Genomic DNA, 12,730 nt, shown 5'->3' with positions numbered 1-12,730 from the left:
GCTAGAACCCCAGACGTGGCACATCAGCAGCAGGCTTGGTGGGTGTCTTGTTGCCATCTTCGCTCAGAGGAAAGTCGGGAAACCGGCCGGCAAGTTGCAGGCAATCCTGTGGCCATTCGTGGGCAGCGTGTTTGCGGATGATGTCGGCCACCCAGCGGCTTTTGGAGACGCCATGGGCTTGTGCGGCCTGGTCCACCAGGGCCTGGGTCGCGTCGTCCAGATACAGGGTAATTTGCGACATGGAAGAACCTCTTTAGCAAAACACTTATATGTGCGAGTATAAGTTATCGCCCTATCAGATTTCAAGCACAAAGGACGGACAAAGGCCTCGCAGCCATCTCAGTGCCTGGGCATCGGCGGCGCTCTCATCTCGTTGTTCGCCAGCGTTGCGATAGGGGGTTACAGCGAGTCCGTCAAAATTTATTCCTCGCATATTGATCGTCAAATAATCAAAATGCAAGGATGATTAACCGCCAACTCAGCCCCCTTCTCGACGACCGCCTCGCCTTCTACCCCGGCATCGTCCTGCTGGGCCCGCGCCAGGTGGGCAAGACGACCCTGGCCAGGGCGATCGCCGCGCAGCACCCCGGCGCGCTGTTCCTCGACCTGGAACGGCCCGCTGACCGGGCGCAGTTGGCGGAGCCCGAACTCTTCCTGGCGCAGCACCGGGATCGCCTGGTGGTGATGGACGAAGTGCAGATGCTGCCCGACCTGTTCACCCACCTGCGGCCCGAGATTGACGCCGACCGGCGGCCGGGGCGCTTTCTGCTGCTAGGGTCCGCCAGCGGCGCGCTGCTGCGCCAGCGCTCCGAGTCGCTGGCGGGGCGCGTGGGCTATATGGAGCTGACGCCCCTGCTGGCCAGCGAGGTGGCGGCCACCAACGACTTGAGCGACCTGCAAAAACTGTGGCACCGAGGCGGTTTTCCGCTGGCGCACCTGGCACCCAGCGACAGGCTGGCCTACGCTTGGCGGCAGGACTTCATTCAGACCTTTTTGCAGCGCGACCTGCCGCAGATGGGCGTGACCGTGGCGGCGGATACGCTGCACCGCTTCTGGCGCATGCTGGCGCATCTGCAGGGGCAGCCTTTCAATGCATCGCAGCTCGGTCAGTCGCTCGGCGGGGCATCGCACACCACCGCAGCGCGCTACCTAGACCTGCTGGTGGACACCATGGTGGTGCGCCGGCTGGAGCCGCATTTGCCCAACGTGGGCAAGCGCCTTGTCAAGTCGCCCAAGACCTACATTCGCGACAGCGGCCTGCTGCACGCGCTGCTGAACATCGCCAGCCTGTCGAACCTGCAGGGCCACCCCATCGTCGGCGCTTCGTGGGAAGGGTTTGTGCTGGAGCAGGTAGCAGCGCACCTGCCCGAAGGCGCGCAACTGGGCTTCTACCGCACGGCGGCCGGTGCCGAGATGGACATCGTGGTGCAGGCCGGGCAGCGCCGCCTGGCTATTGAGGTGAAATTCTCGTCTGCACCGACGGTGACCAAGGGCTTCTGGCACGCGCGCGAAGACCTTCAGCCCACGCGCACGGTGGTGGTGGCGCCGGTGGAGCGGCGCTATCCGCTCAAGGAGGGGGTCGAGGTAGTGCCGGTGAGTGCCATTGCACCATTGCTGGCTGGACTGGGTTGAGCCTGGGGGCAGGTCTCCTGCGCGACGCTCGCCGAAGGCAGCATGGTCTGGAGAATCAAAATGCTATTAACTATGTAGCTAATGACGCTTACCCATCAAGCGCTAGAGCCTAAAACAGTCAAAATTTCCTATCCCGTGACCGGCTCACGGCACAAACCGATACCCGATCCCCGCCTCAGTACGCAGGTGCCGGGGCATCGACGGGTTGTCCTCCACTTTTTTGCGCAGGTTGGCCATGTGTACGCGCACGTAGTGCGTGTCGTCGGCATGGCCGGGGCCCCATACTGTTTTCAGCAGTTGCTGGTGGGTGATGACGCGGTCGGGCTGCGACGCCAGGTGGGTGAGCAGTTTGTATTCGATGGGCGTGAGGTGCAGCGGCTGACCGGCGCGCTCGGCGGTGCGCCGGGCGAGGTCGATGCGGACATCGCCAAAGGCAATCAGCGGCTCGCCACCGGGCGTCTGCTGGTAGTGGCGCCGCAGTTGCGCACGCACACGGGCCATCAGCTCGCCGGCCCCGAAGGGCTTGACCAGGTAATCGTCGGCGCCAGCGTCCAGCGCGGCAATCTTGTCAGCCTCCTGGCTGCGCGCCGAGAGCACGATCACCGGCACGGTGGACCAGCGGCGCAGGCCGTGGATCACCTCGATGCCATCGCCGTCGGGCAGCCCCAGGTCAAGCACGACCAGGTCGGGGCGCCGTGTGCCGGCCTCGATCAGGCCGCGGGCCACGCTGTCGGCCTCGTGCACGGTGTGCCCCTCGGCGCCCAGCGCCAGGCGCACAAAGCGGCGAATGGCGGCTTCGTCCTCGACGACCAGAATGCTGTGGCCTGCGGGATGCTCAGGTGTGCTCATGGTGTTGCGCCCTGCCCGGTGCCGTCGTCCTGCGGAGGCTCGCCGCGCGGCAGGGCAATGGTGAAGCGGGCGCCCGCAATGGTGCCATGCGCGCGCCGGTTGCTGCCCTGGATCTGGCCGCCGTGCGCCTGCACGATGGCGCGGCAGATCGCCAGGCCCAGGCCCACGCCCGGCAGCGAGCTCTCGCGGTTGCCGCGCTCGAACTTCTCGAAGATGCGTTCTTGTGCGCCTTCAGGCAGGCCGGGGCCTTCATCGTCCACCCACAGCAACACCTCACGCGCTGTGGCCTTGGCGCCCAGGGTGATGGCGCTGCCGCTGGGCGTGTACTTGGCAGCATTCTCCAAGAGGTTGACGAGCACGCGCTCGAACAGCACGGCGTCGAGGTACAGCAGCGGCAGGTCATCCGGCAGGTTCACGTGCAGCGCTCGGCCGGTCAGCGCCTCGCTACTCGCCGCCAGTGCGCTGCCCACTACCTCTTCGAGGGGCTGCCAGTCGCGGTGCAGGGGCGCGGCGCCCGCCTCCAGCCGGGCCATGTCGAGCAGGTTGTTGACCTGGGCACTCATGCGCAGCGCCGAATCGCGGATGGCATCGGCCACCTCGCGCTGGGCGGCGCTCAAGGGCGGCCCAGTCAGGCCGAGGGCATCGGAGAGCCCCACCAGCGAGGCCAGCGGCGTGCGCAGGTCGTGCGAGATGGCCGACAGCAGCGAGTTGCGCAGGCGCTCGGATTCGATCTGCACGGTACTCATACGCGCCACTTCGATGTAGTGGATGCGTTCGAGCGAAATCGCCAGCAGCGAGGCGCAGGTACCGAGCAGGCGCATCGGCTCGGGCCCAAGCTGCGCGCTGCCGGGCAGCTCCAGCACCAACACGCCGCGCACCCGCATCGGCGCCTTGAGCGGCACGACGAGGCAGGGGCTGGCCGGCAACGTGCCGGTGCCACGGCCAGCGGGCTCGGCACGGTCGAACGACCACTGGGCGACGCCCAGGTCCACCGGCGCCTCGCCCCCTGCAAGCGCTTCCAGGTGGTTGGCGTCGTCGGCCAGCAGCAGGCTGGAGCGGGCGCGGAACTCGGCGCGCAGGAAGCGTGCGGCAATCTCGCCCACCTGCTCGGGCAGCAGCGCGGCCGACAGGTCGCGCGACATGTCGTACAGGCTGCGCACGCGCCGCTCGCGCTGCATGGCCGCCGCCGCCTGCACCTTGAGCCCCGCGGTGAGCTGGCCCACCACCAGCGCCACCACCAGCATGACGGCAAAGGTGACCAGGTACTGCACGTCGCTGACCGCCAGCGAAAAGCGGGGCGAGACGAAAAACCAGTCGAACAGCACCACGCCCAGAAACGCGGCCAGCACCGCGGGACCACGGCCGAAGCGCAGCCCAACGCCCACCACCAGCAGCAGAAACAGCATGACGATGTTGCTCAGTTCGAGCACGCCTGCCAGAGGGGTCGCCACCAAGACCAGCGCGGCACAGGCCGCGGCGGTGGCGCCGTAGCCGCGCCATGACCTGGCCTCGTCCGCGTCCGGGTCTGCGCCCTGCAGCACGGGTGGACGTTCAGACGCCCCCGTGCCAGGCATGGCGGGCAGCGCCACCTGCAGCACGTCGAGGTCGTCAGCACAGCGCACCAACTGGTCCGCCAGAGCGCGCCGCCAGAGCCGGCGCGGGTGCGCGCGCCGCCCCAGCACCAGACGCACCAGGTTGTGTTCGCGCGCGTAGCGCACCAGCGCTTGTGCCGGCTCGGGCGCCGACAGTGTGGCCGTGTTGGCGCCCAGCTCCCCCGCCAGCTTGAGCACGCCCAGCGCCTGAGCGTCGCCCATGGTGCTGGTTTCCACGTGCACCGCGTGCCAGGGCACATCCAATTGGGCCGCCATGCGTGCACAGGTGCGCACGACCTTCTCGCCCGTGCTGCCCGGACCGATACAGGCCAGCAGCGCCTCGCGGTTGGCCCACACCGGCTGCACCGAGACCGAGCGGCGGTAGGCACGCACTTCGCCGTCCACCCGGTCGGCAGTGCGGCGCAGCGCCAGCTCGCGCAAGGCCAGCAAGTTGCCTTTGCGAAAGAAATTGGCGGCGGCGCGCTCGGCCTGCTGCGGCACATAGACCTTGCCGGCCTTGAGGCGCCCCAGCAGCTCGTCGGGCGGCAAGTCGACCACCACCACCTCGTCGGCTTCGTCGAAAACGCGGTCGGGCACGGTTTCCCAAACGCGGATGCCGGTGATACCGCTCACCACGTCGTTGAGGCTCTCAAGGTGCTGGACGTTCATGGTGGTCCAGACATCGATACCGGCGGCCAGCAATTCCTCTGCGTCCTGCCAGCGCTTGGGGTGGCGCGCGCCGGCGGCGTTGCTGTGGGCCAGCTCGTCAAGCAGCACCAGCGCGCGCTCGTCACCACCATGCGCGGCGCCGAAAGCCAGCGCAGCGGCCAGGTCAAATTCCAGCAGGGTGCGACCCCGGTACGGCAGGGCGATTGGGGGCAGGCGCGGCAGGCCGGCTGCCATGGCTTCGGTCTCGCCTCGGCCATGCGTTTCAACCACGCCGACAATCAGGGGCGTGCCCCGCACCTGCGCATCGCGGGCGGCGGCCAACATGGCGTAGGTCTTGCCCACGCCTGCGTTGGCTCCAAAGAAGATCTTGAGCCGGCCGCGCCGTGCCCGCACCTCATCGCGCTGCATCTGCGCGAGCAGTGTGTCAGGATCAGGGCGGGGTACGCTCATGGGCAGCTACTGTAGAGCAGGCACAGAGGCAAGGCAGCCCCGGCTCGTCAGGAATGGGGCAGCGCGTCGAGCGCCAGGTTGAGCTGCAGCACGTTCACGCGCGGCTCGCCCAGGAACCCCAGCAACGTGCCTTGGGTGTGCTGCGCCACCAGCGCCCGCACCTGCGCGGCCGGCAGGCCTCGCGCTCGGGCGACGCGGGACACCTGGTAGTCCGCAGCGGCGGCGCTGATGTGCGGATCAAGCCCGCTGGCCGACGCGGTCACCAGATCCACCGGCACCGGGGCATTGTTGCCTGGGTCGGCCGCGCGCAGCGCAGCAATGCGCGCTGCCACGGCCTCGGTCAGCGCCGGGTTGCTGGGCCCGAGGTTGGAGCCGGACGACGCTGCCGCGTTGTACGCATCGGGTGCCGTGGCCGAAGGGCGGCTCCAAAAATGGCCGGGCTGCGAGAACGGCTGGCCAATCAGCGCGGAGCCGACCACCACGCCATTCACCTTCACCAGGCTGCCATTGGCCTGCGATGGAAACAGCAGTTGCGCCAGCCCCGTGACGGCCAGCGGATAGGCCAGGCCGGTGATGAGGGTCAGCAGAATGAACAGCGACAGCGCGGGGCGAAACAGGGTTTTCATAGGGTCTCTCCTGGACAAAGCGCTCAAACCACGCCCAGCGCCACCAGCGCCAGGTCGATCAGCTTGATGCCGACAAAAGGCACCACCACACCGCCCAGGCCGTACACGGCGAGGTTGCGGCGCAGCAGCGACGCGGCGCCCACGGCGCGGTAGCGCACCCCTTTGAGGGCCAGCGGAATCAGGAAGACGATGATCAGCGCGTTGAACACCACGGCCGACAGAATCGCCGAGTTCGGCGTCGCCAGCTGCATCACGTTCAGGGCAGAGAGCTGCGGGTAGGTGCCCACGAACGCCGCCGGCACGATGGCGAAGTACTTGGCCAGATCGTTGGCGATGCTGAAGGTGGTGAGCGAACCGCGCGTCATCAGCATCTGCTTGCCGGTCTCCACGATCTCGATCAGCTTGGTGGGGTTGCTGTCGAGGTCCACCATGTTGCCGGCCTCTTTGGCAGCCTGCGTGCCGGTGTTCATGGCCACGGCCACATCGGCCTGGGCCAGCGCCGGGGCATCGTTGGTTCCATCGCCCGTCATGGCCACCAGTTGGCCGGCTGCCTGGTACTCGCGGATGCGTTCGAGCTTGGCTTCGGGCGTGGCTTCGGCAAGAAAGTCGTCCACCCCCGCTTCGGCCGCGATGGCCGCCGCCGTGAGGCGGTTGTCGCCAGTGACCATCACGGTGGTGATCCCCATTCGGCGCAGCTCGGCAAAGCGCTCCTTGATGCCGGGCTTGACGATGTCCTTGAGCTCGATGGCGCCCAGCACGCGGGCACCCTCGCTCACCACCAACGGCGTGCTGCCGCGGCGGGCAATGCTGTCCACCACAGCCTGCAGCGGGGCTGGGAAGTCGCCGCCCAGTGCCTCCACATGCCGGCGGATCGCATCGGCCGCGCCCTTGCGCAGGCTGCGGCCGCCGGGCAAGTCGACACCGCTCATGCGCGTTTGCGCGGTGAAGGGCACAAACTGGGCATCCAGCGATGCAGCGTTCAATTCTGGGAGCTTGAATTTCTGCCGCGCCAGCACCACGATGCTGCGGCCTTCGGGTGTTTCATCGGCCACAGAAGCCAACTGCGCGGCGTCGCCCAGCGCGGCTTCAGCGACGCCCGGCGCCGGGGCAAACGCGCTGGCCTGGCGGTTGCCCAGGGTGATGGTGCCGGTCTTGTCGAGCAGCAACACATCCACGTCGCCAGCGGCTTCCACCGCGCGGCCAGAGGTGGCAATTACGTTGGCCTGCATCATGCGGCTCATGCCCGCGACGCCGATGGCCGAGAGCAGGCCCGCGATGGTGGTGGGAATCAGGCACACCAGCAGCGCCACCAGCACGACCAGACTCACGGGTTTGCCCGCGCCGCTGACGGCCACGCCAAACTGCGAGAACGGCAGCAAGGTGACCACCACGCCCAGGAACACGAGGGTCAGCGCCACCAGCAGAATGGTCAACGCAATCTCGTTGGGCGTCTTCTGGCGCTTGGCGTTCTCGACCATGGCGATCATGCGGTCGATAAAGGTCTCGCCAGGGTTGACCGAGACGCGCACCACGATCCAGTCGGACAACACCCGCGTGCCCCCAGTGACGGAGCTGAAGTCGCCGCCCGACTCGCGGATCACCGGGGCCGATTCGCCGGTAATGGCGCTTTCGTCCACCGAGGCCACACCCAGAATCACTTCGCCATCGGCCGGCACGGTGTCGCCCGCCTCCACCAGCACCACGTTGCCACGCTTGAGCTGGCTGGCTTCGAGGGGCAGCCAGGTCATCGCTTCGCGCGTGGCGGGCAAAGGTCCCCCTTTGGGCAGTAGCTTGGCCCAGGTCTCCTTCTTAAGCCCGCGCAGCGAGGCCGCCTGCGCTTTGCTGCGCCCTTCGGCCAGGGCTTCCGCCATGTTGGCAAATAGCACCGTGAACCACAGCCACAGCGCGACCAAGGCGGTAAACAGGGTGGGTTCGGAGACTGCCAGCGCGGTGGTGAAAGCGCTGCCCACGTACACCACAAACATCACCGGATTGCGCCACTGCACGCGCGGATCCAGCTTCTTGAACGCCTCCAGAAGCGCGGGACGCAAAAGCGCGGGGTCGAACAGGGTCGGGGTTGTGTTGCGTGTCATTTCAGGGGCTCCACCAGCGTGAGGTGCTCAACCACCGGGCCAAGGGCCAGGGCGGGAACGTAGTTCAAAAGACCCACCAGCAGCACGGTGCCGATCAGCAGTCCGACAAAGAGCGGCCCGTGCGTGGGCAGCGTTCCCGCAGTGGCGGCTGCACGCTTCTTGCTCGCCAGCGAGCCCGCCATGGCCAGCACCGCGACGATGACGCCAAAGCGCCCGAACCACATGGCTGCCGCCAGCAACACGTTGTAGAAAGGTGTGTTGGCCGAGAGGCCGGCGAACGCACTGCCGTTGTTGTTGGCGGCCGAGGTCAAGGCATACAAGATTTCACTGAAGCCGTGCGGCCCCGGGTTCAAAATGCCCGCCCGCCCCGCTTCGGTGCTGACGGCCAGGGCGGTGCCAAGCAGCACCAGCAAGGGCGTGATGAGAATGGCGAGCGAGACCATCTTCATCTCGCCCGCTTCGATTTTCTTGCCCAGGTATTCGGGCGTGCGGCCGATCATCAGCCCGGCAATGAACACCGCCAGCATGGCGAACACCAGCATGCCGTAGAGGCCCGTGCCGACCCCGCCGAACACCACCTCGCCCAACTGCATCAGCACCATGGGCACGGCGCCGCCCAGCGGCGTGAAGCTGTCGTGCATGCTGTTGACCGCGCCGCAACTGGCCGACGTGGTGACCGCTGCAAACAGGGTCGAGGCGTTGATGCCGAAGCGCGCCTCCTTGCCCTCCATGTTGCCGCCGGGCTGCGTAGCGCTGACCGCCTGGTCCACCCCCAGCGCGGTGAGCGCCGGATTGCCTTCTTGCTCGGCCCAGTTGACAGTGACGGCAAAAACCACGAACAGCACCGTCATGGCAGCCAGCACGGCAAAGCCTTGGCGTCTGTCTCCCACCATGCGCCCGAACACCAGGCAGAGCGCGGCGGGGATGATGAAAATTGCCAGCATCTGCAGCGCGTTGGTGATCGCGCTGGGGTTCTCAAACGGGTGCGCAGAATTGGCGTTGAAGAAGCCGCCGCCGTTCGTGCCCAGCATTTTGATGACCAACTGCGAGGCGACCGGGCCCACGGCCAACTGCGTGCTGCCGCCCTCGACACCGGTGGTGGCCAAGTAGGCCGACAAGGTCTGCACCACGCCCAAGCCAGCCATCGCCAGCGCCAACAGGAACGACAGGGGCAAAAGCACCCACAGCGTGGCGCGGACAAGATCCACCCACACGTTGCCGATGGTGGCCGCGCTCTGCCGGGCAAAGCCGCGCACCAAGGCCACCACCACCACGATCCCGGTGGCGGCAGAGAGGAAGTTTTGCACCGTCAGACCCAGCATCTGGGTCAGGTAGCTCATGGTGGTCTCGCCGCCATAGCCTTGCCAGTTGGTGTTGGTGACGAAGCTCACCGCCGTGTTGAAAGCCGAATCGGCAGACACCGCAGCAAAACCCTGCGGGTTGAGCGGCAACGGCATCTGCAAGCGCTGAAGGGCATACAGAAACAAGAGTCCCAGGCTGTTGAACAGCAGCAAGCCCAGGGCATAGCGCACCCAGCCCGTCTCTTGCGCGGCATCGACACCAGCCACCTGCCAAAGCGGCGACTCAAGCTTGCGACCCAGCGCGAAACGCCCGCCCATGACCGCGTCGATGGCGCGGGACAGCGGCCAGGCCAGTGCAAAAAGCACCAGCAAAAACGCCACCAGTTGTACGACAGCGCCGGCAGTCATGAAAAATCCTCAGGCCGCAGCAGCACGGCGACGAGGTACACAAAGAGCCCGCCCGCAAGCGCGCCTGCCATCCAGTGCCAGGCACTCATGGTCATGCCTCCGGACGCTGCAACCGTTCGCAGCCCTTGACGAGCGCCACAGTCAGCAGCCAGAAAAGACCCGCCAGGGCCAGATAAATGATGTCCATTCCGTAATCCCTCACTACTTTGTTAGCGATCGCCAGATGCTAGAAACCGCGGCATCAAGTTGGTACCAAGAACCGAAGACAGGGCATCAAGAAAGCATCAAGACCTTCAGGTACGGCAACGCACGCATTTGCACACACGCTTGCCACCGGCTTGAGGCGAGCGTCCATTTGACAGGCCTCTTGACGGTTTTTTGAGACCGGCCTGGCGCTTCTTTGCAATTTATTGACGGCTACCGCGGGAGACTGATTGCCTGTCTTTCCCCACAGGAACTCTATGGCTTACGCCGCGTACAAGGAGCCGCCCGGCTCATCGCTCAGAAAACAGGCTGTCAATGAGGTGATCGATGTCACCGTGGCATCGGTCAATGCCTACCGGGTGCGCCGCGCCCTCGCATCGTGCGAAGGTGTCGGCGTTCTGCGCTGCGAACCCTTGCTTCACCCCGGGGCCGCCTATTCCAATGCGGCCGTTCGGGTGCGCCTGACCGTGGGCTTACCCCCGCAGCGGTATGCCGACCTGGTGCATGCCATCACGACCTGCGTTGAAGACGGCGAGATTGGCCCTCTGATGAGTTGGCATTCACACCTGCAACGCTGTGGAATGAACCATGGCGACTGAGGGGATCCCTGTGCTGGTGGCCGTCGGGGTCGTTTTCATCCCCCTCTTGTTGGCCAGATTCCTAGTCCGGCGTTGTCCTCCCCGCACCGAGCAAGAGGCGCCTGAGGAGGTCGCGCCCGCCGAAGCCAGCAGCCCACGCTCCGTCCCCTTTTGAGCTTCAGCCGACGCCGGCTTTGACCGGCTTGCCTGGTTGCGCGGATTTCATTGAACCCGCGCAGATACCCCTATTTCTCGCAACCTCTGACGGATAAAAATCCATGAATTACCACAAACTTTTCCTTGCCTGCATCGCTGCAATGCCCGTCGCGGCCAGTGCCCAGCTCAGTGCCAACCTGGGGCTGACCAGCAGCTACAAGTTTCGCGGCCAAGACCAGGACACCCTCGGCAGCGACGGCTCCCTGCGCTCCAAAGCCGCCGCGCCCGCAATTCAGGGCGGCTTCGACTACACCTTTGGCGAGACAGGGTGGTACGTCGGGAACTGGAATTCAAATGTCCACTGGCTGCCAGGCAACAGCATGGAGATCGACCTGTACGGCGGGTACAAATTTTCCGCAGCCGGTATCGGCTGGGACCTGGGGGCCTTGACCTACCTCTACCCGGGGAACCAGAGCGGCAACACCACCGAGCTCTACGGCGCTGGCAGCTACGGAGGTGTGACGCTGAAGTACGCGCACACGATCTCCCAAGATTACTTCGGTGCCGCAGGCGCGAACTCGGGGTCCGGCCTGCGGGGTCGCAACACCGGCTACCTGAACCTCGGCGTGGCACACGAGATTGCGCCTTCGTTGACGCTGAAAGCCGCGCTCGGTTACACACGCTTCTCTCGCGACCTCAAGGACATGGGCGTGCGCAACTACCTCGACTACGCGCTCGGCGTGTCGTACGACCTGGGCGCAGGACTGAGCGTTTACGGAGGTGTGCAGGGCGCCAACCAACGGCGCGCCTACGGCGACGTCAACAAGGCACGCGCCCTCGTCTCCATCACCAAGGCGCTGTAAACGACGGCTGCGGCAGCTTTGCGGCGAACCGGTGCACATGCGACCGGACGCCGTGCAAGGGCTTTGATGCGTCCTATGTTGCACAAACCCTAGCGCCAGTTATTGCTATATAATAAATAGCTAAAAAGTATTACTGGATAAGCGCTAGAGCCGAAAATATCCATAATTTTTAGTCCATCGGCCACAACAACGGCTCCAATTGCTCGGGGTCCTGCGCTGGCGGCTCGGGGTCGCTCGGCGCCTTCGCGCCCACCGGCTGCACCGCTCCCAGTTCCCGCCACCAAGGACAGTCCCGCGGTCCGTGCGCCGGCTCCACCGGCTCTCCCAGGCGCGGCATCAACAACTGCGCACCCTGCTGCGGCCCAAGCGTAAGCAGGGTTTCCGCGGGCTCGTCCCAGTCGTGCATCGCCAGGTTGAACGTGCCCCAGTGCACCGGCAGGAAGGCGCCGCCACCCAGCAGGTCCAGCGCCTTGAGGGCGTTTTCCGGGCCGAGGTGGATGTCGCCCCAGGTGGGGTGGAAGGCGCCGACTTCGAGCATGACGAGGTCAAAGGGGCCGAAGCGCTCGCGTATGCGGGCGTATTCGGTGGTCAGGCCCGTGTCGCCGCTGAAGAACACGCGGTGGCGGGGCGACTCGATGACCAGCGAGGACCACAGCGTGGCGTTGCGGTCCTTCAGGCTGCGGCCCGAAAAGTGCTGCGAAGGCGCGGCGTGGATGGTGAGCTCGGTGCCGGGCACCGTGTGCGACTGCCACCAGTCGAGCTCGGTAATGCGCTCGGGTGCAATCCCCCAGGCCTGCAGGTGCGCGCCGACGCCGAGCGAGGTGACGAAGGGGATGTTTGTCTTGGCCATCTGGCGGATGGTGGGGTAATCGAGGTGGTCATAGTGATCGTGCGAAATCACGACAACGTCGATGGGCGGCAGTTGCGACAGGCGCACCGGCGCTTTCTGAAAACGCTTGGGGCCAATGAGGCGGGACGGCGAGGCACGCGGGCCCCAGACCGGATCGGTGAGCACGCGCAGGCCGTCAATTTCGATGAGCACGCTGGAATGCCCGAGCCAAGTCGCGCGCAGGCCGGACCCAGGCTTGCGGGCCCAGCGCTCGCGCGGGTCCACAGTGGGCAGCAGCCCCTGCGGCACGCGCCGGCCTTCCGAGAACATGAACTCGCGCAGGGTGGGGCGCGCGGCCGTGGTGTCGCGCAGGCCTGGCGGTATCGGGTACTGGTTGCGAAAGCCGCCCTCGGTCCACAGCGGGGAGGCCTGCATGCGCTCCAGGCGCAGACCAGCGGCACGTTTGCCCAATGACATCAT

At 66.1% G+C, this 12,730-nt stretch carries 12 protein-coding genes; 3 read left to right on the top strand and 9 right to left on the bottom strand.

Annotation, left to right across the window (positions count from 1 at the left end):
- Position 1: 1 nt before the first annotated feature.
- A complete protein-coding gene (locus AC07ZH_RS01090) occupies positions 2-241 on the bottom strand; it encodes a ribbon-helix-helix domain-containing protein (protein WP_495198184.1) in 240 nt (79 codons plus the stop codon).
- 221 nt (positions 242-462) lie between these two features.
- On the opposite strand from AC07ZH_RS01090, the gene AC07ZH_RS01085 reads away from it, so the two are divergent.
- Positions 463-1,632, top strand: coding sequence for an ATP-binding protein (locus AC07ZH_RS01085; RefSeq protein ID WP_495198183.1), 1,170 nt, complete (start codon positions 463-465; stop codon positions 1,630-1,632).
- A gap of 144 nt (positions 1,633-1,776) precedes the next feature.
- On the opposite strand, the gene AC07ZH_RS01080 is transcribed toward AC07ZH_RS01085, so the two are convergent.
- Genes AC07ZH_RS01080 through AC07ZH_RS01050 form a run of 7 tightly spaced genes read right to left on the bottom strand, consistent with a single transcriptional unit; the run spans position 1,777 to position 9,807 of the window.
- Positions 1,777-2,481: a response regulator gene (locus AC07ZH_RS01080; protein ID WP_119109258.1), complete on the bottom strand. Its 705-nt coding sequence runs from the start codon at positions 2,479-2,481 to the stop codon at positions 1,777-1,779.
- Positions 2,478-5,192 carry a DUF4118 domain-containing protein gene (locus AC07ZH_RS01075; RefSeq protein ID WP_495198182.1) on the bottom strand — a complete coding sequence of 905 codons (2,715 nt, stop codon included), beginning with the start codon at positions 5,190-5,192 and terminating at the stop codon, positions 2,478-2,480. The genes AC07ZH_RS01080 and AC07ZH_RS01075 overlap by 4 nt, the downstream gene beginning before the upstream one ends.
- Positions 5,193-5,239: 47 nt before the next feature.
- On the bottom strand, positions 5,240-5,818 hold the full coding sequence (kdpC, locus tag AC07ZH_RS01070) for a potassium-transporting ATPase subunit KdpC (protein WP_119109260.1): 579 nt from the start codon (positions 5,816-5,818) through the stop codon (positions 5,240-5,242).
- Between the two features lie 23 nt (positions 5,819-5,841).
- Positions 5,842-7,911, bottom strand: a complete 2,070-nt coding sequence (gene kdpB, locus AC07ZH_RS01065) for a potassium-transporting ATPase subunit KdpB (RefSeq protein WP_495198181.1) — start codon at positions 7,909-7,911, stop codon at positions 5,842-5,844.
- On the bottom strand, positions 7,908-9,620 hold the full coding sequence (gene kdpA, locus AC07ZH_RS01060; protein ID WP_495198180.1) for a potassium-transporting ATPase subunit KdpA: 1,713 nt from the start codon (positions 9,618-9,620) through the stop codon (positions 7,908-7,910). The genes kdpB and kdpA overlap by 4 nt, the downstream gene beginning before the upstream one ends.
- On the bottom strand, positions 9,617-9,709 hold the full coding sequence (gene kdpF, locus AC07ZH_RS01055; protein WP_495198179.1) for a K(+)-transporting ATPase subunit F: 93 nt from the start codon (positions 9,707-9,709) through the stop codon (positions 9,617-9,619). Before kdpF ends, kdpA begins: the two co-directional genes overlap by 4 nt.
- A gap of 2 nt (positions 9,710-9,711) precedes the next feature.
- Positions 9,712-9,807, bottom strand: coding sequence for a potassium ABC transporter ATPase (locus AC07ZH_RS01050; protein ID WP_495198178.1), 96 nt, complete (start codon positions 9,805-9,807; stop codon positions 9,712-9,714).
- 274 nt (positions 9,808-10,081) lie between these two features.
- Here AC07ZH_RS01050 and AC07ZH_RS01045 point away from each other — a divergent pair, with 274 nt between their 5' ends.
- Together AC07ZH_RS01045 and AC07ZH_RS01040 are read left to right on the top strand one after the other, a co-directional pair.
- Positions 10,082-10,423 carry a hypothetical protein gene (locus AC07ZH_RS01045; protein WP_495198177.1) on the top strand — a complete coding sequence of 114 codons (342 nt, stop codon included), beginning with the start codon at positions 10,082-10,084 and terminating at the stop codon, positions 10,421-10,423.
- Positions 10,424-10,680: 257 nt separating this feature from the next.
- Entirely contained in the window at positions 10,681-11,421 is a 741-nt protein-coding gene (locus AC07ZH_RS01040; protein ID WP_495198176.1) for a TorF family putative porin, read from the top strand.
- A gap of 169 nt (positions 11,422-11,590) precedes the next feature.
- Here the strand turns inward: AC07ZH_RS01040 and AC07ZH_RS01035 are convergent, their stop codons facing one another.
- Complete coding sequence (locus AC07ZH_RS01035; protein WP_495198175.1) at positions 11,591-12,730, bottom strand: MBL fold metallo-hydrolase; 1,140 nt, start codon at positions 12,728-12,730, stop codon at positions 11,591-11,593.

The organism is Simplicispira sp. GW247-4R2A, from assembly GCF_059424465.1.
Note: the sequence above shows the minus strand (reverse complement) of the source record. Positions and strands in the feature narration are given on the sequence as shown.

Coding starts and splice junctions, on each gene's coding strand:
- AC07ZH_RS01035 (WP_495198175.1), bottom strand. CDS start 12,730: ATGATGTCATTGGGCAAACGTGCCGCTGGTCTGCGCCTGGAGCGCATG.
- AC07ZH_RS01045 (WP_495198177.1), top strand. CDS start 10,082: ATGGCTTACGCCGCGTACAAGGAGCCGCCCGGCTCATCGCTCAGAAAA.
- AC07ZH_RS01085 (WP_495198183.1), top strand. CDS start 463: ATGATTAACCGCCAACTCAGCCCCCTTCTCGACGACCGCCTCGCCTTC.
- kdpA (WP_495198180.1), bottom strand. CDS start 9,620: ATGACTGCCGGCGCTGTCGTACAACTGGTGGCGTTTTTGCTGGTGCTT.
- AC07ZH_RS01090 (WP_495198184.1), bottom strand. CDS start 241: ATGTCGCAAATTACCCTGTATCTGGACGACGCGACCCAGGCCCTGGTG.
- AC07ZH_RS01040 (WP_495198176.1), top strand. CDS start 10,681: ATGAATTACCACAAACTTTTCCTTGCCTGCATCGCTGCAATGCCCGTC.
- AC07ZH_RS01050 (WP_495198178.1), bottom strand. CDS start 9,807: ATGGACATCATTTATCTGGCCCTGGCGGGTCTTTTCTGGCTGCTGACT.
- AC07ZH_RS01080 (WP_119109258.1), bottom strand. CDS start 2,481: ATGAGCACACCTGAGCATCCCGCAGGCCACAGCATTCTGGTCGTCGAG.
- kdpB (WP_495198181.1), bottom strand. CDS start 7,911: ATGACACGCAACACAACCCCGACCCTGTTCGACCCCGCGCTTTTGCGT.
- kdpF (WP_495198179.1), bottom strand. CDS start 9,709: ATGAGTGCCTGGCACTGGATGGCAGGCGCGCTTGCGGGCGGGCTCTTT.
- kdpC (WP_119109260.1), bottom strand. CDS start 5,818: ATGAAAACCCTGTTTCGCCCCGCGCTGTCGCTGTTCATTCTGCTGACC.
- AC07ZH_RS01075 (WP_495198182.1), bottom strand. CDS start 5,192: ATGAGCGTACCCCGCCCTGATCCTGACACACTGCTCGCGCAGATGCAG.